Annotated in this window: 21 protein-coding genes, 1 tRNA gene and 3 pseudogenes; 12 read left to right on the forward strand and 13 right to left on the reverse strand. The window is 71.5% G+C overall.

The features are described from left to right. Positions 1–92: 92 nt before the first annotated feature. Both ACP4J3_RS08920 and ACP4J3_RS08925 read left to right on the forward strand, forming a co-directional pair. Positions 93–458: a hypothetical protein gene (locus tag ACP4J3_RS08920; protein WP_426532182.1), complete on the forward strand. Its 366-nt coding sequence runs from the start codon at positions 93–95 to the stop codon at positions 456–458. 328 nt (positions 459–786) lie between these two features. Further along, positions 787–1,470, forward strand: coding sequence for a hypothetical protein (locus ACP4J3_RS08925; RefSeq protein ID WP_426532184.1), 684 nt, complete (start codon positions 787–789; stop codon positions 1,468–1,470). 195 nt (positions 1,471–1,665) lie between these two features. On the opposite strand, the gene ACP4J3_RS08930 is transcribed toward ACP4J3_RS08925, so the two are convergent. Next, the gene (locus ACP4J3_RS08930) at positions 1,666–2,124 is read right to left on the reverse strand and encodes a hypothetical protein (protein WP_426532186.1); all 459 of its coding nucleotides are present in this window, start codon (positions 2,122–2,124) and stop codon (positions 1,666–1,668) included. 131 nt (positions 2,125–2,255) lie between these two features. Between ACP4J3_RS08930 and ACP4J3_RS08935 the strand changes: the two genes are divergently transcribed. Continuing rightward, positions 2,256–2,957: a hypothetical protein gene (locus ACP4J3_RS08935; protein WP_426532188.1), complete on the forward strand. Its 702-nt coding sequence runs from the start codon at positions 2,256–2,258 to the stop codon at positions 2,955–2,957. A 48-nt stretch (positions 2,958–3,005) separates the two neighbouring features. Here the strand turns inward: ACP4J3_RS08935 and ACP4J3_RS08940 are convergent, their stop codons facing one another. Further along, positions 3,006–3,461, reverse strand: coding sequence for a CBS domain-containing protein (locus ACP4J3_RS08940; protein ID WP_426532190.1), 456 nt, complete (start codon positions 3,459–3,461; stop codon positions 3,006–3,008). 248 nt (positions 3,462–3,709) lie between these two features. On the opposite strand from ACP4J3_RS08940, the gene ACP4J3_RS08945 reads away from it, so the two are divergent. Continuing rightward, on the forward strand, positions 3,710–5,083 hold the full coding sequence (locus tag ACP4J3_RS08945) for a TrkH family potassium uptake protein (protein WP_426532192.1): 1,374 nt from the start codon (positions 3,710–3,712) through the stop codon (positions 5,081–5,083). An 86-nt stretch (positions 5,084–5,169) separates the two neighbouring features. Here the strand turns inward: ACP4J3_RS08945 and ACP4J3_RS08950 are convergent, their stop codons facing one another. Continuing rightward, complete coding sequence (locus ACP4J3_RS08950) at positions 5,170–6,258, reverse strand: serine hydrolase domain-containing protein (RefSeq protein ID WP_426532194.1); 1,089 nt, start codon at positions 6,256–6,258, stop codon at positions 5,170–5,172. Positions 6,259–6,440: 182 nt separating this feature from the next. Here ACP4J3_RS08950 and ACP4J3_RS08955 point away from each other — a divergent pair. Together ACP4J3_RS08955 and ACP4J3_RS08960 are read left to right on the forward strand one after the other, a co-directional pair. Next, positions 6,441–6,620: pseudogene (locus ACP4J3_RS08955) on the forward strand (protocatechuate dioxygenase); the annotation flags it as partial. After that, positions 6,562–6,798 (forward strand): annotated as a pseudogene (locus ACP4J3_RS08960) (triphosphoribosyl-dephospho-CoA synthase); the annotation flags it as partial. The pseudogenes ACP4J3_RS08955 and ACP4J3_RS08960, both read left to right, overlap by 59 nt. On the opposite strand, the pseudogene ACP4J3_RS08965 reads toward ACP4J3_RS08960, so the two are convergent. From ACP4J3_RS08965 to ACP4J3_RS08980, 4 genes and pseudogenes are all read right to left on the reverse strand, one after another. Then, a pseudogene (locus ACP4J3_RS08965) lies at positions 6,773–7,986 on the reverse strand (MFS transporter). The pseudogenes ACP4J3_RS08960 and ACP4J3_RS08965 sit on opposite strands and share 26 nt — an antisense overlap. Positions 7,987–8,088: 102 nt before the next feature. Continuing rightward, positions 8,089–9,435: a PLP-dependent aminotransferase family protein gene (locus ACP4J3_RS08970; RefSeq protein WP_426532196.1), complete on the reverse strand. Its 1,347-nt coding sequence runs from the start codon at positions 9,433–9,435 to the stop codon at positions 8,089–8,091. A gap of 129 nt (positions 9,436–9,564) precedes the next feature. Then, positions 9,565–11,028, reverse strand: a complete 1,464-nt coding sequence (locus tag ACP4J3_RS08975) for an aminopeptidase P family protein (RefSeq protein WP_426532198.1) — start codon at positions 11,026–11,028, stop codon at positions 9,565–9,567. Between the two features lie 144 nt (positions 11,029–11,172). Next, a complete protein-coding gene (locus ACP4J3_RS08980) occupies positions 11,173–12,678 on the reverse strand; it encodes a PP2C family protein-serine/threonine phosphatase (protein WP_426532200.1) in 1,506 nt (501 codons plus the stop codon). A 504-nt stretch (positions 12,679–13,182) separates the two neighbouring features. Between ACP4J3_RS08980 and ACP4J3_RS08985 the strand changes: the two genes are divergently transcribed. Then, positions 13,183–13,842, forward strand: coding sequence for a bifunctional DNA primase/polymerase (locus tag ACP4J3_RS08985; RefSeq protein ID WP_426532201.1), 660 nt, complete (start codon positions 13,183–13,185; stop codon positions 13,840–13,842). 160 nt (positions 13,843–14,002) lie between these two features. Then, entirely contained in the window at positions 14,003–14,566 is a 564-nt protein-coding gene (locus ACP4J3_RS08990) for a hypothetical protein (RefSeq protein WP_426532203.1), read from the forward strand. A 243-nt stretch (positions 14,567–14,809) separates the two neighbouring features. Here the strand turns inward: ACP4J3_RS08990 and ACP4J3_RS08995 are convergent, their stop codons facing one another. The 3 genes from ACP4J3_RS08995 to ACP4J3_RS09005 form a co-directional block, all read right to left on the reverse strand. Beyond that, positions 14,810–15,775, reverse strand: coding sequence for a DUF5926 family protein (locus ACP4J3_RS08995; RefSeq protein ID WP_426532205.1), 966 nt, complete (start codon positions 15,773–15,775; stop codon positions 14,810–14,812). A 157-nt stretch (positions 15,776–15,932) separates the two neighbouring features. Beyond that, a complete protein-coding gene (locus tag ACP4J3_RS09000) occupies positions 15,933–16,571 on the reverse strand; it encodes an ATP-binding protein (protein WP_426532207.1) in 639 nt (212 codons plus the stop codon). A 257-nt stretch (positions 16,572–16,828) separates the two neighbouring features. Next, positions 16,829–17,656, reverse strand: a complete 828-nt coding sequence (locus ACP4J3_RS09005) for a glycerophosphodiester phosphodiesterase (RefSeq protein ID WP_426532209.1) — start codon at positions 17,654–17,656, stop codon at positions 16,829–16,831. A gap of 267 nt (positions 17,657–17,923) precedes the next feature. On the opposite strand from ACP4J3_RS09005, the gene ACP4J3_RS09010 reads away from it, so the two are divergent. The 4 genes from ACP4J3_RS09010 to ACP4J3_RS09025 all read left to right on the forward strand — a co-directional run bounded on the left by ACP4J3_RS09010 (position 17,924) and on the right by ACP4J3_RS09025 (position 21,935). Next, positions 17,924–19,651 (forward strand): trypsin-like peptidase domain-containing protein, encoded by a 1,728-nt coding sequence (locus ACP4J3_RS09010; protein WP_426532211.1) that lies wholly within the window; start codon positions 17,924–17,926, stop codon positions 19,649–19,651. A gap of 170 nt (positions 19,652–19,821) precedes the next feature. After that, positions 19,822–21,375: a serine/threonine-protein kinase gene (locus ACP4J3_RS09015; RefSeq protein WP_426532213.1), complete on the forward strand. Its 1,554-nt coding sequence runs from the start codon at positions 19,822–19,824 to the stop codon at positions 21,373–21,375. Between the two features lie 54 nt (positions 21,376–21,429). Further along, positions 21,430–21,514: transfer RNA gene (locus tag ACP4J3_RS09020), tRNA-Ser, on the forward strand. 76 nt (positions 21,515–21,590) lie between these two features. After that, the gene (locus tag ACP4J3_RS09025; RefSeq protein ID WP_426532215.1) at positions 21,591–21,935 is read left to right on the forward strand and encodes a hypothetical protein; all 345 of its coding nucleotides are present in this window, start codon (positions 21,591–21,593) and stop codon (positions 21,933–21,935) included. Here the strand turns inward: ACP4J3_RS09025 and ACP4J3_RS09030 are convergent. From ACP4J3_RS09030 to ACP4J3_RS09040, 3 genes are all read right to left on the reverse strand, one after another. After that, positions 21,909–22,448, reverse strand: a complete 540-nt coding sequence (locus tag ACP4J3_RS09030; RefSeq protein ID WP_426532217.1) for a DinB family protein — start codon at positions 22,446–22,448, stop codon at positions 21,909–21,911. The two genes, ACP4J3_RS09025 and ACP4J3_RS09030, sit on opposite strands and share 27 nt — an antisense overlap. A 149-nt stretch (positions 22,449–22,597) precedes the next feature. Next, positions 22,598–23,029, reverse strand: a complete 432-nt coding sequence (locus tag ACP4J3_RS09035) for a hypothetical protein (protein ID WP_426532219.1) — start codon at positions 23,027–23,029, stop codon at positions 22,598–22,600. A gap of 140 nt (positions 23,030–23,169) precedes the next feature. Beyond that, complete coding sequence (locus ACP4J3_RS09040) at positions 23,170–24,036, reverse strand: bifunctional DNA primase/polymerase (RefSeq protein WP_426532221.1); 867 nt, start codon at positions 24,034–24,036, stop codon at positions 23,170–23,172. Between the last annotated feature and the right edge of the window lie 352 nt (positions 24,037–24,388).

Genomic DNA, 24,388 nt, shown 5'->3' on the forward strand with positions numbered 1-24,388 from the left:
GAATGCCGTGGTCCGCACGCCCTTCGCGCGGAACGCTGGACTCCCATCCGGTGAAACCGCCGTCAGCCAGCGAGGGAAACGCCGTGACGACCATGACGAGCAGAGACGAAGCAGCGAAGGCCGAGTCCTGCCAGGGCCCGATCGATGTCCAGCAGATCGCGGACAGTACCGACGCCGCCCTGAAGACGGAGCTGGGCACCTCGACCCGCGAGGACATCGACACCCGGACGGCCACCATCATCGGGCAGTTGAACCCGCTGCTCGGTGAGGAGCTGGGCGCCGACGCAGACCCGGACGTCCGGGAGCTGTTCAGACGGGCGTACCGACTGCTGGAGCTGTCGGAGCGCCCCACGAGGGAGACGCCGACCTTCAGCGCGTTCTTCTTCATGCGCGACGTGGCCGGCCTCACCCGGCGTCTGCTGTGGGTCCATACCGAGGACAACGGCCATGCGCCCTGACCACCCGCTGCTGCTGCACAGCTCATCCGTGCCGACACGAGCTGCCTGCGAGCCTCAGCCGGGCCTCTGGTGCGAGTGGCGCCACGCCGACGGACAGCGGCGTCTGCGGCTGCTGGACGGCTCCTGCACCTGCTTCTCGTGCACATCCCCGGGACGGATCTGCCGGAGGTCGCGGACCGGGCGTGGCAAGGATGAGCCGATGGCCGTCCGCCGGGTCCGGTGTGCGGTCCGCGCCGAGCGGCTACGGTGGTCCTACCGCCTCCGCCGCCCGGGGCGCATCGGGGGAGGGCGGATCGGCGGGCGATGACGCCGGAAGGGGGCGAGCGCGGTGTCTCGACGGGTGCGCTACGGGGCCGGGGTGGTGGTCTTGGCGGCGGTCTCGGTCCTGATCGGGCTGCTGGGACGGCCTTCGGGCGGCGACGGCGACACCGGCGCAGACGCCGCGACCCCGGCCTTCTCCGTCGCCCCGGGGTCCTCCGGGCGGCCCATCACGCCGACGGCCCCGGTGCCGGAGAGCCCGGGGGGCACGCGCCTCAACCTCTTCTCGTTCGGTGGCCTGTGCCAGGAGGACGGGAGCCGTCCGGTCCCCCGGGCGGCACGTGTGTCGGCGTCGGGGCCCCGCCCTCTGGTCGTCCATGTCAACGGGCTGCTGCACCAGTTCGAGGGCAGTGGCGGCTACGACCGCGCCGACCCGTTCACGCCGCTGCCCGAGCGGGTACAACTGGTCGCCTGCGCCCGGTACGAGGGGCTGGGCAAGCTCCTCAAGGTGTGCCGGTACCACTTGCCCGCCGAAGCGAGCCGGGAGATCTCCCACTACGAGGGCCGGTACGAGGTGCGGGTTCTGGAGGCCCGTACTGGCCGTGTGCTCGGCACCCACCGCATCGCCGGTCGTACCTCCGTCACCTGCACACCGTTCGTCGAACGCGGCGCGGACAGCGAGGAGTTCCAGCCCCCCGGCGACGCCGCGTTCCGAGAACTCCTCGGCCCGTACGCGCGCGGCGAGAAGCCCTGAGCGGGGCGCTGCCCCGGGCCTGTCACGACGACAGCGTGGGGCACGACCCGGCGGGATCCGGGGCTCTAGGGCCTGTTCTGAGTTCCCCGCCTGCGCCCCGACGCCCGGCACGCACCCTCGCCGCACGCCGAGGGCACGCACCGACCGCCGCTGCGCCCGCGCTTCGCGCGGACGACGGGGAACTCAGAACAGGCCCTAGTTGAGGATGCCAAAGCCGCTGCTGGTGAGGGCCACCACGTCGGGATGGCTGTGCGGATGGCGCAGGCCCTGGGAGTGTTTGTGCTGGGCGCGGTACGCCGGAAGACCCACCGCGACGGCGATCCCTCCGATGGCGCCCCCGATGCCGACGGCGATCGCGAACATCCTGCCGGAATCGTAGTACGAGGCCATCAACCCGCCCATGATGAGCGCGGACGGCACCAGGATGAGCCCGAGGGTCAGGCTCCACACGGCCAGCATCCGGGAGCGGAGCGCGGGGCGCCAGACCTTCCTGCACCGGGCGCAGAGCGGCACGCGGATTCTGGCCTTCCGGTAGGCGACGGTGATCGCCACCACGTAGACGCCGCCCCCTTCCTCATGGCGCAGCCTGACGATCAGCGCGGACGAGGGGCGCGCTGGATGTCCGCAACTCCAGCATGTTTCGCCGCCGTTCACGGATCCGTCCCCTTCCCCGTGAGGTCCGTGAGGTGTCGTCCCAGCGTACGGACCGTCCCCCGTCCGGCACAGACGATCGTCGGAACCGAAGGGCCCGTACCCAGTGGGCGGCGTTGTGGTATCCAGGCTGCATGAGGCCTGCCGTCGGGGCGTTCGCCGCCTGCGCCGTCGCACTGCTGCTCGGAGGCTGCTCGGAGCCGCCGTCCGTCTGCGCGGCGGAGAACAGACCCGCCTCACCCCCCGTCGAGGGGACGCGGCTGCCGGTGGAGATAGCGCCGCGGACCGAACCCCCGGGAGACCTCACCGGCGAGCAGATCGACGCCGCCCTGCCCCCGGAGGAACCGCGCCCCTCCCTGATGGACAAGGTGATGCGCGGTCTGATGCAGGACACGGTGCGCATGGCCGGGGCCATCGGCGACGTCCGTCCCGGCACGTGCGAGACGGTCGTCCCCGACCGGGGCGAGGAGAGGGCCCAGCGCTGCACGGTGACGTACGAGGGGCTCGACGTGGTGTGGGACGTCCGGTTCACCAGGATCGACGGGGGCCTGTGGACCACCGCCGAGTACCAGGTCAAGCCGGTCACCGGGGTGCTGACGGCACGCAAGGTGTACCAGTCGGCCGGATGGAACTACGACGAGCTGAGAGCGCGGCGGTGCGATCGGATGCCCGAACTCATCCCCGTCGAGGGGGTCGGGAAGCCTACCCGCTACCAGTGCCAGATACGGATCCACGAGTGCGTCGACGAGAAGGGCTGGCGCTTCTGGTGGCAGAACAGCTCCGTCTCGGTCGACGAGAACGGGAACGTGGATTTCGTCGTCCGCAAACCGGAGTGACGGGAGACCGCGTCCTACCCTCGCCGTTTCGCTTCGGGTGGCTGTTGATCAAATGACCGGGCGGGGCAGTGCGGCGAGGCGGTGGAAAGCTCCGGCCACCGTCCGCACGGCCTCCCCGCCGCTCTCGACGACCGCCACCAACGGCGTATGCGTCCGCACCGTCAACGCGGCCACCTGCGCGGCACCCGCATCGGGCCCCATCACGGTCGACAACGCCCGGTGCCGGGGCAGCCACTGAGCGACCGTCAACCCGCCCAGCCTTTCTCCCAACGGCTCCACCTCGGAGTCGTGCAGGGAGGAGGCCAGCGCAAGGCTCTCCAGCGCGAAGTCCGGCACCAGGACCCGCAACAACTGCGACCCCGGCACGATCGCGTACGGCCGCCGATCGGCATCCAGCACCAGCAGCGCCGGCAGCCCCTGCTCCACGAAGAACCGCGCCGCCGCTACCGCGTCGTCGTCGGCGAACACCGCCGGGTACGGCTCGGCCAGATCGCCTGCCCGCATACGCCACCACCTTGTGAACAGCCGACCGGACCTTTCCGGCACCCACCCCGGAATCTACTTGGCGACCCCATTGCCCGTCATCGTGGACCGCGCCGGCCCACGCCGCGCCCCTGATCGCGGGGCTTCGGCGGGTAGGGTGACCACCCGCCGGGCCCTTGCCGTGCCGCTGACACGTTCGGCAGGAGACCACCGGTACGAGTACGGGCCAAGGCGATCGGGCCGGCTGCACGGAAGACCGGGAGCAAGCAGTGGCAGGACGTGTGGCACGGGTATGGCACACCCTGTTCACCGCCCACCCGGCCCGGACGACCGTCATGGCCTTCGCCACGGTGATCCTGGCCGGCACGGTCCTGCTGACACTGCCCGTCTCCGCCGCGAACGGCACCGCCACCAGCCTCGTCACGTCCCTGTTCACCGCGACGTCGGCGGTGTGCGTCACCGGACTGGTCGTGGTCGACACGGGCACGCACTGGAGCGGCTTCGGCCAGGGCGTCATCCTGGCGCTCATCCAGACCGGCGGCTTCGGCATCATGACCCTGGCATCGCTGCTGGCCCTGCTCGCCTCCGGCAAGCTCCGGCTGCGCATGCAACTCACCGCAGCCGCGGAGACCAAGAGCCTGGACCTCGGAGACGTACGACGCGTGCTGCTCGGCGTCGCCCGCACAGCCGCCACCATCGAACTGGCGGTCTGGGCATGGCTGGCATTGCGCTTTCGGTACGGCTACGACATGCCACTCGGCGACGCCGTCTACCACGGCTTCTTCCATGCCCTGTCGGCGTTCAACAACGCCGGCTTCGCCCTCCAGGCGGACAGTCTGACCCCGTACGCCACCGATCCACTGGTGACCCTGCCGATAGCGGTGGCCGTGATCCTCGGCGGCATCGGCTTCCCCGTCCTGCTGGAACTCCTGCGGCACCGTACCCGGCGGCGCACCACCGGACGGCGCGGCTGGTCCCTGCACACCAAACTGACCCTGGTCACCACGGCCGCACTGCTCCTCACCGGCACCGTCCTGACCTGCCTGCTGGAATGGGCCAACCCGGGCACACTCGGCCCCCTGAACCGGGGCGACAAACTGCTCAACGGCTTCACCCACTCCGTCATGACCCGCAGCGGCGGCTTCAACACCTTCGACATCGCGGCGCTGGAAGACACGACGCTGCTGATGACCTGCGCACTGATGTTCATCGGCGGCGGCAGCGCCGGCACATCCGGCGGCATCAAGGTCACCACCTTCGCCGTGCTCGCCGCGGCGATGATCGCCGAGGTGCGCGGCGAGCCGAACTCGACGATCATGGGCCGCCGCCTCGCCCCGCACGCCCTGCGCCAGGCGCTCACGGTGGCGCTGCTCGGCGTGGGCTTCGTCATCGCGGCGGCAATAGCGCTGATGGCGGTCGTCAAAGCCCCCTTCGAGGTCGTGCTCTTCGAGGCCGTCTCCGCGTTCGGCGTGAACGGACTGTCCGCAGGCGTCAGCGCCGACCTGCCGGTACCGGGCCAGCTCATCGCGATCCTGCTGATGTTCGTCGGCCGCCTCGGACCGGTCACCCTGGTCTCCGCCCTCGCCCTCCGCGAACGGACCCGCCGCTACGAACTCCCCGAAGAGCGTCCGATCATCGGATGACCTCCTGCAGGTCACCCCCCACCCCCCGTCATTTGATCCTCAAGTGGCGCAAGGACGCCCCGTTGGTGGCGGTGTAGCGCGGCGGGTCACGCTTCGTCGAGTTCGGCGAGCAGGCCGAGGGTCAGTGCGTCGACCGGGCGGAGGGCGCTGTCGGTCTGCTCGCTGAAAGTGTTGACCATCATGACCACCGCCGTCATGTTCCGCCTGTTGAACGCCGCGCAGGTGCTGAATCCGCCGGTGCCGCCGTTGTGCCAGGTGATGCTCCGGCCACCGGGCAGCGCGTGGATGCTCCAGCCGAGCCCGATCCGCAGGTTCTGGTCCACGGTGAAGTGTGGGCGCTGGGTCAGTTCGATCGCGTCGCGCAACGGTGAGCGCTCCGGACGCAGTTGCGCGTCGAGATAGCGGAGCATGTCGTCGGCGGTGCTGAACATGGACGTGCCCGCGCCGCTGAGCACGCGGTCGTGCCAGTCGGGAACGGGCTCCCCCGCCAGATGCCCGACGGCCTTGCGGGAGGCCATGTCCGGCCTCAGCGTCGTCGTGGTGTCGGCCAGGCGCAGCGGCACGGCCACTCTCCGCCGCAGCAGCGCGTCCACGCCGTCGAAGGCCAGCGCCTGGCCGAGCAGCCCGTATCCGAGGTTCGAGTACTCGTAGGCGCTGCCCGGCTCGGTGCTCAGGGCCGTCTCGGCGAGACCCGCGGCCAGGTCGTCCAAGCTGTAGTGCGCGTACGGGTCGTAGGGGTCCGCATGCTCCAGGAGGTTCGGAGGCAGCCTGGGCAGACCGGAGGTGTGCGTCGCCAGGTCGGCCAGGGTGATCCGCCGGGGGCCTTTGCGCGGGACGGGGAACGCGGGCGGCAGGACGAGCGGCGAGTCGAGGCGGACCCTGCCCGCGCACACCTCGCGCGCGAGCGCCGTGGCGGTCAGCGTCTTGCCGATCGAGCCGAGCTGGAACACCGTCCTGCCGCCGGGCGCGGGGCCGCTCCTGGCCGCGCCCGCCACGTGTCGCCGTGCGCCGCGGATGGCTCCGCACACCACGCTCGGGCTGCCGGCGTCCAGCGCACGGTCCAGGTAACCCCGCACCCGCGCGCCCAGCTCGCCCTCGGCTGCGGTGGCGGCCCGCGGCATTAACGACACACCCACCCCGGCCGCCGTCGCGCCCAGGAACTTCCGTCGGTTCATGCACTCCTCCAAGAGTCGACCAAGACAGAAGTTACGTCATTACGTAATGTCGAAACAAGTTGAATGCCACTCCCGCTCGAGATCACTCACAGTCCGCGCACAGCGCGACCTCACCTCGCTGACGGGTGGCTTCCTTATCGCCGTTACCAGTCGGCCTTCGCCGACGCGAGCACCACCGAAGCGACGGCGCCCTGGTGAGAAAGGACATCACCGAGGGCAAGAGCGACGTCCCGCTGACGCTGCGCCTCACCGTCGTCGACGCCACCGACGGCTGCACGCCGGTCAAGGGGGCCGCCGTCGAGACAGGACACCGAACTCCTCTACACCGCGGGCCCGATCGGCCTGCGGCACGTCCAGGCGGGCGCCCGCGCGGTCCTGGAGGCGGGCGGTACGGCCACCGGGGCGGGCGCGCGGGCGCTGGCCGCCCTTGACGCCGACCTGCACGCGCGCGCGTGGAGCCCGCGGGGGAGTGCGGGCCTGCTCGCGGGGGCGCTGTTCCTGGGCGCACTGCCGGTCACGGCACGTGCTCGGGCGGCCTGACCCGGGCCTCCGCCCGGCGAGCGGCGGCCAGGCGCGCCGCCGGTCCCATCGCGTACGACGCGGCCAGCATGGCCCCGCCCAGCAGCAGCCAGCCCGGTGTCCCCCACTCCACCAGCAGGGTCGTCAGCAGGAGCGGGCCGAGGGTGCGGGCGACGGTGACGCCGGTCCCGAACAGGCCCTGGTACTCGCCGACGCGGCCTTGCGGAGCCAGGTCGAACGAAAGCTGCCAGGAACCCGCCGACTGGTCCATCTCGGCGACGACTTGAAGCACCGCGCCCACCACCAGGACTCCGACGGCCACCCACAGGGAGGCGCCCGCCGACAGCGCGAACACCACGCACGCGGCCAGCATCACCCACCCGGCACGCCGCACCGCGCGCGTGGCGGTGGCGAGCCCCGTGACGCCGCGCGCCGCCCTGACCTGGAACAGCATCACCGCACCGGTGTTGAGCACGAAGAGCGCGGAGACCAGCCAGGCCGGTGCCCCGGTCCGGCGGGTGATCCACAGCGGCAGGACGAGGCTGAGCAGCGGCAGCCGCAGCAGCAGCACGGTGTTGAGCAGCGCGACGACGGCGTACGGCCGGTCGCGCAGAACGCCCAGGCCGCCGCGTTTGCGCGCCAGCCCCGCTGACATAGGCGTCGGCCGCACGGACGGCAGCCGCAGCAACAGCCCCGCACACACCACGAAGCTCACGGCGTCCAGCGCGAACACCCCGAGATACGCCGCCCGCGTCCCGGCATGCAGCGCCAGCCCGCCCAGCCCCGCGCCCACCGCCAGACCGGCGTTGAGCGTCGACTGCAGATGAGCCAGCAGCCCGGTGCGCTCCCCGGCCGGCACCAGCCCCGCCAGCAGCGCCTGCCGGGCCGCCGCGAGCCCGGACTGCGCGGCGGCGTACGCGCACGCGGCCAGCACGAACGGCCAGAAGCCGCGCACAACCGTGAAGGACGCCACGGCGAGCCCCGTCGCGAGGGCCAGCAGCACCGCCGTACCGCGCGGCCCCCGCCGGTCGGCGAGCCGCCCCAGCCGACGGTCAGCCCGAGCCCCACGCGCGCGGGGGCGAGGCCGACGACCTGGGTGAAGTAGAGGGCCGACGTCGTGTAGTAGGCGCCGTCGCCGACCGAGTTGCTCAACTGGGCGCAGGCCAGGAGGCGTGGTGGCCCGGCGGGCGGGACGAGCGAGTTCGTCATGCCTGCGACACTAGGAACGAGGTGGGTCTCTCGGCAGGACCAATCTGCAGCCGTTTCAGTGGCCCAATTCGAGGACGCCGAACGGCAGTCCACCCCCGCCTGTCAGCCGTCCTCCAACACCTTCCCCAGCACCTCCAACGCCTCCGGATACACCTGCTCCCGGGGCGTCCCGTATCCCACGACGAGCCCCTGCGGCCGCCCCTCGCCGCCACCCGGCCCGTGCCAGTGCTCCCCCAGCCGCCCGAGCGCGAGCCCTTCCGCCGCCGCCCGCTCCAGCACCCGCGCCTCGTCGTCGACCTCCACCAGCGCGTGCAGCCCGGCCGCGATCCCGCGCACCCGCCGACGCGCTCCCAGTCGGTCCACAAGCCGGTCCCGGCGCCTGCGGTACCGCAGCCGGCAGGCCCGCACATGCCGGTCGTACGCATGGCTGTCGATCAGCTCGGCGAGCGCCAACTGGCCGATGGACTCGGTGTGATGGTCGCTGTGCAGCTTGGCATCGGCCACGGCGTCGACCAACTGCGGCGGCAGCACCATCCACCCGAGCCGCAGCGCCGGCCCCAAGGTCTTCGAGGCCGTCCCCAGATACGCCACCTGCCCCGGCGCCATCCCCTGCAACGCGCCCACGGGCTGGCGGTCGTAGCGGAACTCCCCGTCGTAGTCGTCCTCGACGATCAGCCCGCCACGCGCGCGTGCCCAGTCGGTGAGCGCCCGCCGCCGCTCGGGGTGCAGCGTCACACCGGTCGGATACTGATGCGCCGGCGTGACCACGACGGCCTCGCAGTCCCCCAACTCCTCCGCACAGGCCCCCCGTCCGTCCACCCGCACGGGCACGACGAGGCCCCCGTTGCGCCGCACCACCTCCCGATGGAACGGCAGCCCCGGATCCTCCATGGCGATGACGCCGCCCGCCAGCACGCGCGTGAGGAGCGCCAGCCCCTGCACATACCCGGAAGTGATCACGATCCGCTCCGGCGGCGCGATCACCCCACGCGCCCGCCCCAGGTACCCCGACAGCGCGGTCCGCAGCTCGAGACGACCGCGGGGATCGCCGTAGTCGTACGCCAAGGACGGCGCCGTGGCGATCGCCCTGCGCAGCGCCCGCAACCAGGCGGCCGCCGGAAACGCCCCCACGTCCGGACTCCCCGGCCGCAGATCAAAACGCGGCACACGCGCGCGTGCGGAGGCCTCCGGCGGTTCGGCGGCGAGGGCGGGCAGCGAGGCGACCCGGGTGCCCGAGCCCTGTCGCGCGGTCAGGTAACCCTCGGCGACGAGTTGGTCGTAAGCGGCCTTCACGGTGTTCCGCGAGATCCCGAGCTCGGAGGCGAGCCGCCGGGTGGCGGGCAACCGGGCCCCGGGTGCCAGCCGCCCGTCCCGCACGGCATCACGCAGGGCACGCTCGAGCCCCGCCCGATGCCCTTCAGCCGCGGCGACTTCCAGATGCAGGTCCACACCAACCCCCCAGGGGCGCGGGGCTGTATCGATATGCGGCTCCGCCGCGCGGGCGCGACAAGCCCCCACGACCCGCAGACCGCGACGATGGCCGAACACCCCTCTGGGCATCCGGCCATCAATCACACATCAGCCCTTAAGAGAGGCCATCCAGCTCTCCACCTCATCCGACCGCCGAGGAAGCCCAGCCGACAGATTCCGGTTCCCGTCCTCCGTCACCAGAATGTCGTCCTCGATCCGCACCCCGATCCCCCGGTACTCCTCCGGCACCGTCAGATCGTCGGCCTGGAAGTACAGCCCCGGCTCGACGGTCAGCACCATGCCCGCCTCCAGCGTGCCGTCGACATACGACTCCACGCGCGCGGCGGCGCAGTCATGGACGTCCATGCCGAGCATGTGCCCGGTCCCGTGCAGCGTCCAGCGCCGCTGGAGACCGAGCTCCAGCACCCGCTCCACCGGTCCCTCGACCAGCCCCCACTCGACCAGCTTCTCGGCGAGCACCCGCTGCGAGGCGTCATGGAAGTCCCGGTACTTCGCGCCCGGCTGCACGGCCGCGATACCGGCCTCCTGGGCCTCGTACACGGCGTCGTAGATCTTCTTCTGGGTCTCGCTGTAGCGGCCGTTGATCGGCAGCGTGCGCGTGACGTCGGCGGTGTAGTACGTGTGCGTCTCGACGCCCGCGTCGAGCAGCAGCAGGTCACCCGAGCGCACGGGCCCGTCGTTGCGCACCCAGTGCAGCGTGCAGGCGTGCGGGCCGGCGGCGCAGATGGAGCCGTAGCCGACGTCGTTGCCCTCGACGCGCGCGCGGAGGAAGAAGGTGCCCTCGATATAGCGCTCGCTCGTCGCCTCGGCCTTGTCGAGGACCTTCACCACGTCCTCGAAGCCGCGAACCGTCGAGTCGACGGCCTTCTGCAGCTCGCCGATCTCGAACTCGTCCTTGACCAGCCGCGCCTCGGACAGGAAGACCCGCAGCTCCTCGTCACGCTCGGCGGTGACCTTGTCGGTCAGCGCGGCCTCGATGCCGGAGTCGTAGCCGCGGACGACGCGCACGGGACCCGTCGCCTCACGCAGCTTGTCGGCCAGCTCGCGCACGTCGGAGGCGGGGATGCCGTACAGCTTCTCCGCCTCGGTGAGGGAGTGCCGGCGGCCGACCCACAGCTCGCCCTGGCCGGAGAGCCAGAACTCGCCGTTCTCGCGATCAGAGCGGGGCAGCAGGTAGATCGTCGCCTCGTGGCCGTCCGCGACCGGCTCCAGGACGAGCACGCCGTCCTCGGTCTGGTTGCCCGAGAGGTACGCGTACTCGACGGACGCGCGGAAGGGGTACTCGGTGTCGTTCGAGCGGGTCTTCAGGTTGCCCGCCGGGATCACCAGGCGCTCGCCCGGGAAGCGGGCGGACAGCGCGGCACGGCGGGCGGCCGTCTCGGCGGCCTGCGGGATCGGCTCCAGATCGCGCAGCTCGGTGTCGGCCCAGCCGGACTTCATGTTCTCGGCGAGCTCGTCGGACACACCCGGGTACAGGCCGTTCTTGCGCTGCTTGATGGGCTCCTCGGTCTCCGGGGTCTCCGGGGTCTCCGGGGTGAGCTCGTCGGCCACGGTCATCCTCCTCGATACGGCATTCGACCCCGTCCATCGTACGGTCGCGCACACGAGGACCCGGGGGCGCGGGAGGAGCCGCCCGCCTCTGCTATGGCGCAGGCCACGCGCCTGTTATGGGTGGGCACCGAGGGCCACGAGCCGCTACTCGAAGCGCGCCGCCAGCAGGACGACGTCCTCGTCACCGCCCGACCGGTCCACCCCGTCCGGCAGCACGGTCCGCAGCACGTGGTCGACGACGGCGTCCGGATCGTGCCGGATCGCCCTCGGCACCCCGGCGGCCGCCGCGTGCAGCCGGGCGAAGGCGCGGTCGGTGGCGTCGCCGGTGCGGTGCAGCAGCCCGTCGGTGTACAGCAGAACCGTCTCTCCGGCTTCGGCGGTCAGCTCCACGCTCGGCGCCTCCCAGCAGGCCAGCATGCCCAGCGGGGCGGAGACGGAGGTCTCCACGAACTCCGTGCGCCGCTCGCCGATCAGCAGCGGCGGGGCGTGTCCGGCGCCGGCAAGCGTGATCTTGCGCAGGGCGGGCTCGCAGTAGGCGAACAGGGCGGTGGCGGAGCGGGCGGGCTCGGTGAGCCGGAGCAGCAGTTCCAGGTCGGACAGGACCGCGACCGGGTCCTCGCCCTCCATCACGGCGTACGCCCGCAGGCTGGCCCTGAGCCGTCCCATCGCGGCGACCGCGCTGGGCCCGGACCCGGTCACCGAGCCGACCGCGAGGCCGAGCGCGGCGTCCGGCAGCGGCAGCGCGTCGTACCAGTCGCCGCCCCCGCGCGGGCTGGTGCGGTGCCGGGCCGCGAGCTGGACGCCGACCACGCGGGGCAGCCGGGAGGGGAGCAGTTCCTCGGTCATCGTCCGCATGCACGCGCGCGTGCGCTCGACTTCGAGCAGTCGGGCCAGGTGCTCGGTGGCGTAGCGGGTGTACAGGCCGATGAGGTGGCGCCGGCGCTCTGCCGGCTCGGCGGGCTCGTCGTACAGCCACACGGCGGCGCCGAGGCGGCCGGCGGCTTCGGTGGCCAGGGGGAGGGCGTAGCTGGCGGCGTAGCCGAGGCGGGCGGCGACCTCGCGGTGGCGGGGGTCGAGTCCGTCCTCGGAGAGCAGATCGGGCTGGGCGATCTCGCCGTCGCCGCCGGGCAGTCCGTCGAGGATCCGCCCGTACGACATCGCGCTGCGCGGCACGGTCTCGATGTGCCCGAGGTCCGCGCGGGCGAGGCCGAGGCCGATGGTGGTGTCCGGGCCCAGTCCGTCCGCCGGTTCCAGGACGACGAGTCCGCGCGGGGCGCCGACGAGGGCGGATCCGGCGCGCAGCAACTCCTCCAGGGCCTCGGCGAGCGCGTTCGTGCGGGCCAGCCGTTCGGTGAGTTCGTGGAGGGTCGTCAGGTCCGAGACCCAGCCGGCCAGGCGGTCCTGGAGGAGCGCGCCGGGTGCGTTCGGCGGGGCCACCGCCGGGGTGCCCGTGGGCGCGGGCGCGACAGTGTGTGCGGGTGAGGGAACCGTTGAATCGATTCCGGCCACTTTCGAAGGGTGAGGGGCGTTCATGGCGTCCGGCTTTCCGACCGGTGCGTATTGCTCAAAAGCATCGCAAACCCCCATGTCATTCTGCGCCGCTAGCAGTGTCTCCACATGTACACGCACTCGTGAGGGGATGTCCAGCATTGTCCTGCCGGGATTCCTGGTGTCCGTGGGTAACCGGAGTACTCCTCGTAGACCTCTTGCGCAAAGGCAAAGTTGGCTTAAAACTGCCTCAGGGAACGGGCTATTGCGGTCGACTGGTTTCGCTCCACGGAGCGTCACAGCGGTCGTGATGGGTACGTACTCGGTGAAGGCCAGGGGTGGTTGACAGCCACCCGGAACCTGGTGCCGGACCCGGGCGTCTTAGCCACCGACGATCGTGCCCCATCCTCCCGTGGCGGAGGCGAAGAGAAATACGCGCGACGGCAAAACGCCAGACTTCGCCACCCCACGCCACGCCCATGCTTTTGATGGACGCAGTATGGACGAGGCTGCCGCGGAAGCAGCCAAACGCTCGACCCATAGGGGTTTCCCTTGCCCAGGGCAGGGGTGTGATGCGCCAACAGGTACGCACAGTGAAGTGATCGACACATGGTGTGATGTGGTCCACGGTGTTGCCAGCGGTGCAACGGAAAGGAACGAGCGCTCATGCGCGAGATCCTCGGAAGGCGACGCAGGCTCCTGCGCGGTGACGGGAGGCCTGAGCTGATCAGCGCGGCCCTGACCTTCGCGACGGAATGGCAGTGGCCCGTACTCCCGGGAGTGACGACGCACCCGCAGGGGCACTCCCGCTGCGGCTGCCCCGACCCGGAGTGCACGGTTCCCGGTGCCCACCCCTTCGATCCCGGGCTCCTCGCGGCCACCACCGACGAGCGCATGGTGCGCTGGTGGTGGGGCAACCGGCCCGCGGCGCCGATCATCCTCGCCACCGGCGGCAAGGCGCCCTGCGCGGTCAGCCTCCCCGCCCTGCCGGCCGCTCACGCACTGACCGCCCTCGACCGCATGGGCATGCGCCTCGGCCCGGTCATCGCCTCGCCCGCGCGCTGGGCGATCCTGGTCAAGCCGTACTCCATGGAACAGCTCGGCGAACTGCTGTACGCCAAGGACTTCGTCCCCGGCTCCCTGCGCTTCCACGGCGAGGGCGGCTATCTCGCCCTGCCCCCGTCCGAGACGGGCCAGGGCCCGATCACCTGGCAGCGCGCCCCGCTGCCCGGATCGGCCTCTCCGTGGGTGCCGGATGTGGAGGCCGTGGTCGACGCCGTGGTCGAGGCCCTCACTCGTACGGGTGTGAGCGCCCCCGAGTTGTAGGGGTCTGCGGCGTGCGCGGAACGGAGCACACCCGCATGGTCGTTATCTTCCGGATATGCCGCGTCATTCCAGGGGAAAAAGGGCACCGTCGTCACATCGCCGCGGGCCGAACCAGCGAAGAGTCCGTCTGATCGCCCTCGCGTCCGTCGCGGCGGCCGCCGTGGCGCTGCCACTGGCCTGGGCGGCCGCCGGCCAGGTCGTCGAGGCGGGCCGGGCCGCCGTGGGCACCTCCGCGCGCGACGCCGTACGGCCCGCCCCGCCCGCCCCGAAGGACGGCACCGCGCGTCCGTCCCCGCACGGTGACGCCAAGGCGCCCACGGCCACGCCCACCGACTCCCCGGTCCTGCTCGACCTGGGTCTTTCCACCGCGGTGCGCTGCGGTCCCGAACTCACCTCGCCCGAGGGCGTCGAGGCGCAGACCTGTGTCCTCACCCAGGGCGAGGACACCTGGGCGCGGACCTACTACCGCAATGCGACCGGCGGCGCGCTGGACTCCGTACTGAGCCTCATGGGGCCCGGTGGACGCACGGTGCAGATGCGCTGTGCGGTGGGCGCCGGTGACGAGCCGGGTACGTGTGAGACGCCCCGGCAGCGCACGCGCGCGGGCATGGACGCCTACTCGGCGGTCACGGAGTTCGCCGAGCGGGCCGGACGCGGGGCGCTGCTGCTGCGCGCCACCAGCAACTCCGCGCCGGACAATTCCGGGGCGTCCGCAGGCGGTTGACGAACGACGTCATTCCGTAAACGCGCGCGTATATGGAAAGACCCGGTTGCTGGCGACGGGGGATGCACCAGCAACCGGGCTAATGGAACGGTAACAAGAGATCGGCGGTTCGCAAATTCGATCCGGGCTTTCAAGTCACGGATTCCCTTGCTCCGCAGGGGAGTTGTGATCGGATTCACCCCTCCCGGACGGGCCGGTTCGGCTGAACGACGGTTCAGCCGAACCCGATCTCCGCGGCCGGTGTCAGCTCAGCGTGACCTGCCGGTTGGTCAGGCCGCCGCGCGCGCGACGCTCGTCCGCCGTGAGCGGAGCGTCCGTGGCCAGGGCCGTGGCGAGGCGCTCGGCGAACTCGGCGGCCGGCTTTTCCACATCCTCGGCGCCGACGCCGCTCGGCAGGTCCCACACCGGCACGGTGAGGCCGTGAGCGCGGAAGGAACCCACCAGCCGGGTGCCCTCGCCGAGGTTCGACCTGCCCGCCGCGTGCAGCCGCGCGAGGGCGTCCAGAAGCTGCTCCTCGGGGTGCGGCATGACCCAGCGCAGGTGGTTCTTCTCCGGCGTCTGGCACCAGTAGGCGGCGTCCACGCCGGTCAGCTTCACCGTCGGGATGGCCGCGGCGTTGGCCCGCTCCAGGGAGGCGGCCACCTCCGGAGTGGCGTTCTCCGCGTCCGGGACCCAGAACTCGAAGCCCGAGTGCACAACTGGCTCGAACGTGCCTTCGGGGTCGAGCAGATCCTGCAGCCGCGGACCGTCGGCGGGGGCGCGGCGGCCCTGGACCGGGGTGCCGGGCTGGGCGGCGAGGGCCTGCTGGAGGGTGTCGGCGAGGTCGCGGCTAATGTCGCCCGACGCCGTGTCGTTCTGCAGGCCGAGCAGCACCGTGCCGTCGTCGCGGCGCAGGGCCGGCCAGGCCATCGGCAGCACGGTGGCCAGCGTGACCGACGGGACGCCCTCGGGGAGGCCGCCCTTCAGGGGCAGCTCGACGGTGGCGGCGGGCACCAGCTCGCGCAGGGCCACCCAGTCGCACTCGCTGGGCAGCCCCTCGAACGGACGCTGCACCAGCTCGGTCACGGCCTGCGCGGCGGCCCGGCCGTGACAGGCCTTGTAGCGCCGGCCGCTGCCGCAGGGGCAGGGCTCGCGCGCGCCGACGACCGGGATCTCTCCGTCAACGATCTGCGGGCGCTTGGCCTTGGTCTGGACTCGCTTCTTGGCCATCGTGGGTGTCTCCCGGTTACGGCTCGTCTGGTACGGCGCGAGCCTAGCCGTTCGCGCCATGGCCGACGGGAGGCTGTGGACAACCCACCGGGTCGTGCCGGGAGAAGGGCCGGTTCGGAGGCAGGAACAGGGCCTGTGCCGAGACCGGTGCCCTCAGTCAGTCCATGTCGTCGAAGGCGTCCGCGAAGTCGAGGCCGGATATCGCGCCCATCGACGGCGCCGCGACGCGCGTAGCGAAGTCGTCCCGTCGGTGCCCCGCGTCCGGATCGTGCACGTCGTCGTGGACCACGACCCAGACCGTGACCTCGCCGCGGGCGTCGTCCCTGACGCCCCAGTCGTCGGCGAGGGCGGTGATGATGTTCAGCCCACGGCCGCCGTGTGCGGTGACCGAGGGCGTGGCCGGAGCGGGGCGGGTGGGTCCGCCGCCGTCCGTCACCTCCACCGTGAGCCTGCCGCCCGCGTCCACGCGCCACGCCGCCCGGACGTCGCCGTCCCCGGAGAGCGCGTCACCCAGTGGCCGGCCGTGTTTGCACGCGTTGCTCAAGAGTTCGGAAAGAATCAGTACGGCATCGTCGATGACCGATTCCGCCACGCCGCCCCTGCGCAACTGAGCGCGCATACGGTGTCTCGCTTCCCCCACGCCCGCAGGACCATGGGGAACGGCCATGCTCGACGACGTGGGCACCTCCTGTGCCACCACCAACGCCACCCCCGAGACCTCCTTTGCCCCACGCCACGGTGTGGATGCCCCATTGGCCTGTACCGGAAACCGGCCAATCAATGTCCGGTGACGCATTCGCAACGATCGAATACGGACCGAACGCGCCGGTGCACTCCCTGTAATCGAGACGGCTGGAATTTTTCGGTGTGGCCGATAGGGGAGGATGGGGCTGGAGAGGTTGTGGGGTCAAGAGGTTGTGCAGGGATTGAAGGGGTTTTAGGGGTTTCCCTGCATGACGTTTGCTCCGGGCATCGGCGTTGCGCCTGCGTCGCTGCGAGCACGCGCGCGTGCGCGTTGCGTCTGGATCGCCCGCGGGCACGCGCGCGGGCGGGTCAGCGCCCGAGCTGGTCCAGCACCGCGCGCGGGCGGTTGGTGATGATGGCGTCGACGCCCAGCTCGACGCAGAGATCGACGTCCTCCGGCTCGTTCACGGTCCACACGTGCACCTGGTGGCCGGCTCGCTTCAGGCGCTCCACATACGCCGGGTGATTGCGCACGATCCGGATCGAGGGGCCCGCGATATGAACCCCCGCCGGCAGCCGCCCGTCCCGCAGCCTCGGTGAGACGAACTGCATCAGATAGACCGTCGGCATCATCGGCGACGCGGCACGCACGCGGTGCAGCGAGCGCGCCGAGAAGCTCATCACGCGCACCGGGGAGTCGCCGGCCGAGGCGGGCGCGTCGAGCCCGAAACGCTTCAGCAGGTGCAGCAGCCGCTCCTCGACCTGCCCCGCCCAGCGGGTCGGGTGCTTGGTCTCGATCGCCATCTCCACGCGCCGCCCCGCGTCGGCGACGAGCTCGAGGAGGCGCTCCAGGGTCAGCACGGAGGTGTCCTCGGGATCCTCCGGCCGGAACTCCCAGTCGGGCTCCTCGGTCCGGTTCTTCCAAGAGTCGCGGTTCTTGCGGGAGCCGAAGTCCAGGGCGGCGAGCTCGGCGAGCTCCAGGGCCGAGACCGCGCCGCGACCGTTGGACGTACGGTTGACACGGCGGTCGTGTACGCAGACGAGGTGGCCGTCCGCGGTCAGCCGTACATCGCACTCGAGGGCGTCCGCACCGTCCTCGATCGCCTTCTTGTACGCGGCCAGGGTGTGCTCGGGAGCGTCTTCGGAGGCTCCGCGGTGGGCGACGACTTGGATCTGGTGCTGCCGTGCGTGGGTCACCGCGTCATGGTGCCACCGCACGGGGGTGGACGTGCGACCGGAGCAGTTTCGGGAGCGCTGGGATTGCGTCCGTTTAGTCGCACATAACCTATATAAAGGGTGGTCGTGGACGCACAGCGACCGCTTATGGTGCTCTGACGGCCTGTGGGAAAAGCTGACGGCATACAAAAGTCATGCACAGCCGCCGCGCACCGGCCATGAACAAGCGTGAACGGGCGTGACCGAGTGCGACCGCCGACAAACAGCCGTGGATCGAGGAGAGAAGCTGTGAGCACCGAGAACGAGGGCGCCGCGGTACCCCCGGCCCCGTCCGCACCCCCCGTGCCGGCGGATGCTCCTGCTCCTCCGGCATCCCAGGAGCGCCCGGCCCCCGAGCCCGACGCCGCCCCGACCACCCAGCTCCCGCCGGTGCCGGACGGTGCCCCGGCGAACTCGAACGGCACACAGCCCTACGGTGCGCAGGGGGCCGGGGCCGGGGCGCAGCCGCCGGCTTCCAACGGCGTACAGCCGCCGGCCACGCAGCCGCCGGCTTCCAGTGGCGTACGGCCACCCGCCGCGCAGCCGCCCGCCGCCTCGGCCGCGGCGAACGGTGCGCAGCCGCCGGAGTCCCCGGAGTCCGCTGCCCAGGCCCACTCCTCTCAGCCCTACTCCTCCCAGCCCCATTCCTCCCAGCCTCCCGTCTCTCAGCCGACCGTCTCCCAGGGGTCGGCCCCCGATGCCTCCTGGCCGCCTCCGCCGCCGCCCGGGACGCCGCCGTATGCCGAGATGGGTGCCGTCGCGGGTGGTGCCGGTGCGGGTGGTGCGGCCGGTGGTGGCGGTATGGGTCCCGGTTGGGGTGCCGGTTGGGGTGCCGCCCACCAGCAGCCGGCGCCGAAGTCCGGCCGCGGGCGCGGCGGGCTGCTCGCCGGGGTCCTCATCGCCGCGCTGGTCGCGGGCGGTGTGGGGGGCGGCCTCGGCTACACCCTGGCCAAGAACGACAACACGACCTCCTCGACGACCGTCTCCGCCTCCGACAGCGGCGGCTCCATCAAGCGCGACCCGGGCACCGTCGCCGGCGTCGCCGCCAAGGCGCTGCCGAGCACCGTCACCATCCAGGCCGAGAGCAGCGCGGGCGAGGGCGGCACCGGCACCGGCTTCGTCTTCGACACCGAGGGCCACATCGTCACCAACAACCACGTGGTGGCCGACGCGGTCGACGGCGGCAAGCTCACGGCGACATTCCCCAACGGCAAGAAGTACGACGCCGAGGTCGTCGGCCACGCACAGGGCTACGACGTGGCGGTCATCAGGCTCAAGAACGCCCCGTCCGGCCTCAAGCCGCTGACACTCGGCGACTCCGACAAGGTGGCGGTCGGCGACTCCACGATCGCGATCGGCGCCCCCTTCGGGCTGTCCAACACCGTCACGACGGGCATCATCAGCGCCAAGAACCGCCCGGTGGCCTCCAGTGACGGCCGCGGCAGCAACGCCTCCTACATGAGCGCCCTGCAGACGGACGCCTCGATCAACCCCGGCAACTCCGGCGGCCCGCTGCTGGACGCGCAGGGCAACGTGATCGGCATCAACTCGGCGATCCAGTCCGCCGCCAACGGCCTCGGCGGCACCGGCCAGGCCGGCTCGATCGGCCTCGGCTTCGCCATCCCGATCAACCAGGCCAAGTACGTCGCCCAGGAGCTGATCAGGACCGGCGAGCCCGTCTACGCCAGGATCGGCGCCTCCGTCTCCACGCAGGACACCACCGACGGCGCCCAGATCATCGAGGAGCGCAACGGCGGCTCGGACCCGATCGAGCCGGGCGGCCCCGCCGACAAGGCCGGCCTCCAGCCCGGCGATGTCATCACCAAGCTCGACGACCGGGTGATCGACTCCGGCCCGACCCTGATCGGCGAGATCTGGACGCACAAGCCCGGCGACAAGGTCACGATCACCTATGAACGTGACGGCAAGTCCAACACGGTCGAACTCACCCTGGGGTCACGCAAGGGCGACGGCTGACAGCCGACGCGAGGACGGCCACGCGCGCGTGGCCGTCCGCCCCCCTTTCCCGCACCGGCGGCGACCATGTCCATGCACCCGGATGGACTATCGTGCCTTCTCGACCTGGACTGTTCGCGATTGGGAAGCACATGCGCGACGGGGAAGCAGAGAAGGGGGGCGGACTCGCGGTGTCCGATCTTGGGCGGCTCGTCGCCGACCGATACCTGCTGGTGGAGCGAGTGGGCAGCGGCGGCATGGGCACCGTGTGGCGGGCCGAGGACCGGTTGCTCGGCCGTCATGTCGCGCTGAAGAAGCTGCACATCCCGCCGCACCTCCAGGACGACGAGATCCGGACCCTCTACGAGCGCACCCGCCGTGAGGCCCGCAGCGCCGCCCGGATCGCCCATCCCAACGTGATCGTGGTGCACGACGTGCTCGACGACGAGGGCCTGCCGTGCATCGTCATGGAGTACATACCCTCGCGCACACTGAGCGACGTACTGAAGGAGCGCGGCACCCTGCCACCCGCCGAGGCCGCACGGATCGGCCGCGCGATGGCCTCTGCCCTGCGCGCCGCCCACGACGCCGGGGTCCTGCACCGGGACGTCAAGCCCGCCAACGTGCTGCTGGGCGACGACGGGCGGATCGTCCTCACCGACTTCGGGATCGCCATGGAGTCGGGCACGTCCTCGCTGACCAAGCCCGGCGAGTTGATCGGCTCCATCGGCTACCTGGCGCCCGAGCGGCTGCGCGGCGCGCATCCCGAGACCGGCCCCGCCAGCGACCTGTGGGCCCTGGGGGCGACGCTGTACCAGGCGGTCGAGGGCCGGGCCCCGTTCCGCCGCGGCACCGCGATCGAGACGGCGTACGCCATCGCCACGGACTCCCACGAGCCCCCGCGCAACGCCGGTGAGCTGACCCCGGTGATCGCGGGCCTGCTCGTCAAGGATCCGGATCAGCGTATGGACGTGCACGAGGTCGAACGCCGCCTGGCGGACATGACCGGCACCCGAACCGCTCCGACAGAGTCGGCCCCACGCCGGGCCAGGGCCGACGACCCCACGCTGCCCACACCTGCACCCACGGCACGAACCGAGCGAACGGACGGCGGCGGCAGCGGCAGGCGCCGCCGTACGGTGCTGTGGTCGGTCCTGGCGGTGACGCTGGTGGCCTGTGTGGCGGGCGGCGCGCTGTGGTGGCCCAGGACCGGCACCGAAAGACCATCGGCCCAACCATCGGCGACCGACACGACCACCCCTTCTCCCGGCCCCACCGCCACCACCCCACCCCCGGTGCCCACCGGATACCACCTCGAAGAGGTGCACAGCGGCCTCTCGGTCCCGGTGCGGGACGGCTGGAAGCGCAAGACGCTGCCCGGCGGTGAGGTCGCGTACATAGACCCCTCCCGCCTGGTGGGCCTGCGGGTCAACGTCGTCGAGTTCGCGGGCACGGACCCCGTACAGCACTGGCGGGAGACGGAGGAGGACCAGACCCGACGCGACAACCCCGGCTACGAACGCGTGCGGATGACCTCGACGACCTTCCGGGGCCGACCCGCCGGGTACTGGGAGTTCACCTTCGACGGCAGGGCACGGGAGTACCGCGCGGCGGAACTGGCCTTCGCGAGCAGCGACGGCACCCAGTACGTGATCTACCTGTCCGCACCGAACGCCCAATGGCACGAGTACCGCCCGGCCTTCGAAACAGCCACCAACGGCGCCCGCCTCACCACCGCCCCCTGACACCACGCGGGCCCGGTACGCTGTACCCGCTCCGCCCTGGCGGACCGGAGCGAAGGTGGGTTGCCCGAGCGGCCTAAGGGAACGGTCTTGAAAACCGTCGTGGCGCGAGTCACCGTGGGTTCAAATCCCACACCCACCGCCCGATGAGCAGTGAGAACGGCTCTTGACCTGGCTGCCAGGCCAAGGGCCGTTCGCGCGTCTGAGTAGCTGTACTCATGAGTGGCCCCGGCCCCGGCAGCATGCTGAACGGCATGCGGGGGAGTGAGCCGTCGGTCGGACGGCAGGTCGGGGTCAGTGTGGCGCTTGTTGTCATCGACCTGATGGTCATCGCCTGGTTGGTGATCATCCAGTACGGGATGACCGCCTGGGCCGACAGCTACGACAGCGCCAATCCGCCCAGCGCGCCCAAGGAGGCGTTGCGGGGGATGTGGATCCTGGCCGGGGGCGCGGCCGTCACGGGCGGTGGCCTTCTCGTCCTGGGATGGCGCATCGCCGGCGTCGTTCAGATCGTTGTCCTGGGAGCCGGAGCGCTGCTACTCGCCTCCTACGCCGGTCCTTGAAGCCCGCAGCAGCCGCAACTGCCCGATCTCCGCCACGTTCTTCATCAGCTCGGCATTCACCCAGCCGATCATGTGCGCCACGGTGTACTGCGGGTCATTCGCCGAGGGAAGCGACGCGGCGGCCTCCAGGTCGCCGTCGTCGAGTCCGTCCAGTGCCGTCAGCCACTGTGTGCGCAGGTCGCGCAGCCACGCGACGGTCGCCTCCCCCTCGCCGGGCCAAATGACGTCGGTCCGCTCCCGGGGCGGCCGGCCCCGCAGGCGGTCCGTGGCCACGCTCCACCACCAGCCGATGTGCCAGCTCAGCCAGGCGATGGTCGGCACCGGGACGGGGTCGGGCTCGGTCTCCGCCCAGTCCGGCACCCAGGTGCCGTCGGCGGCCCGGCGCACCGTCCAGCAGTGCGGTCCCGGCTCCCACAGGAAGTCCTCGGGCCGGAGCCGATCGAGGTGGTACTCGAACAGCGCCCACGTCAGGTCGAACTGCCGGCGCAGCAGGTCACGTCGGGAATCACTCACGGGCCGACCCTGGCATACGGCCTCCCCGCGGCGGCAAGCCGATTTCCCGCACGCGGCCGGCCCCCAAGCCTCCGGCCCCCGGTCCCCAGCCCTCGGGCCTCGGACCCCAGCCCTCAGCCCCGCCCCCCGGCCCCCAGCCCTCAAGCCGCTCAAAGCTCGCAGTCCCGCGCCAGCCCCTCCCAATCGACCTCCCGCAGCGCATCCTCCGCGTCGCAGCCGGACGGCACATGCGTGGTCGGCTGGAACCAGATGATCGTCAGGGCGGAGCGGTGCAGGACCGGGTCGTGGGCGCGGTCGAGGGCCGTGGAGCGGAAGACACCCACGCAGGCCACGGCCGGCAGCACCTCGACCGGTCCGAACGCGCCCGCGTACTGGTCGGGATATTCGCGCGGCGGCGGCACGAGGTGCACCGGCACGGAAGGGTGGTCCCCCTCCGCGGTGCGGAGGAGGCTCTTGATCGTCATGTCGTTGACCACCTTGCAGGGGTAACCCTCCAGCATCCCGCCGTACGTCGAGGAGAACCGCAGCTCGGAGAGGTCGAGCGAGCGGCCGGACGTGAGGACGACGCGCGTCAGCGACATGGTCGGCGCTTTGGACGTCGTCTTAGGGCGGTGGTGCATCGAGCTCCCGTGAATTTCCGGGCCGTTCAGTGGGCGGGCTTCTGCAGTAGGCCGACTTCTGCAGTAGGCCCGCTTCTGCAGTAGGCCGACTTCTGACTTCGTCAGGGCCGGTGCCCCGTCATCCGCGCCGCCGACGCGATCGTCGCGCGGGCCTCCCGTTCCGTCAGGCCGGTGTTGAGGGCCGCCTCGACGAGGGGGTCGACGAGGGCGGGGCCGATGCCGTCCTCGTAGGCCCGGCAGGCGGCCCAGAACAGGCGGGTGTTGCGCTGGCCCTCGTGGGCGGCGAGCACGAACTGGACGAGCCCCTGGCCGTGGCCGCCGGTCGACGGGGGCGCGGGGTGGTGCGCGCGGGGTGGGGGGAGCAGAAGGCGCAGGAGGGCGCGCGGGCAGGGCGCGGGGCCGATGTGGGCCGTGCCGGGGGCGGTGCTGTAGACGCCGTGGTCGGTGCGGGAGCCGGGGCCGACGAGGTAGCCGCCGGCGCCGCGGATGTCGATGCCGGGGGCCAGACGGCCCGCTGAGTTGGGGACGACGATGTCGGCCGGGCCGGTCAGCCACAGGTGGCGACCGCCGCTCGGGGTCAGTACGACGACCGTGGGCGGGATCGTGAACAGGTGGCGCAGTGCCAGTTCGCGCAGGGCGGCCGAGGAGTCCGTACCGGATTTGGTGTCGAGGTCGATGCCGATCAGGTGGTGCGGGGGCAGGCCGCACGCGATGCCGTAGCCCGTCGCCCAGGGGGCTGCGGCGAAGAGTTCGCGGATGCGGGCGGGGTCGGAGGAGGCGTCGTAGACCCCGTGTCCGAAGCGGCCGCACTCGCCGTGGCAGGGCGCGGGGTCGGGGTCGTCGCGGTGCGGGGAGCGCAGGGCCGGGAGCTTCGTCCGGGACAGGGGGATGACGGCCAGTCCGCGTTCGGCGGCTGACAGGGCGTGTGCGAGGGCCAGCGTCGTGGCCTGCCGGTCGGTGGTGGCCATGCCTCCATGTTCGTACGGATGTTCGAAAAAGGAAAGAGGGATTGGCCGCGATCCGCCGCCGACGCGCCGGTCGACGCGGATTGGCCGGAAGCGTGCCGGAACCTTTCCTTCCTTGTGCGGCTTGGGGTGGAGGTGTCCGTACTGCCCTGGCCTGGGAGTCAGAAGTGGCGAAAGGGGTTTATCGACTTGTCATCACGCTTGAGGGCGAATCGGGGCTTCCGGGGTGGTTCGCCGGGGATTCGGTGGGCAACTCTGATCTCGCGACGTCGTGAACGACTCCGGGGCGGACGGCCAACTGCCTTGGAACATGCCGTACTTCATGCACCACCAATGCGTCCGGCGGGGAGCCTGG

It is taken from the genome of Streptomyces sp. UG1 (assembly GCF_049974585.1).
Lineage (GTDB): Bacteria > Actinomycetota > Actinomycetes > Streptomycetales > Streptomycetaceae > Streptomyces.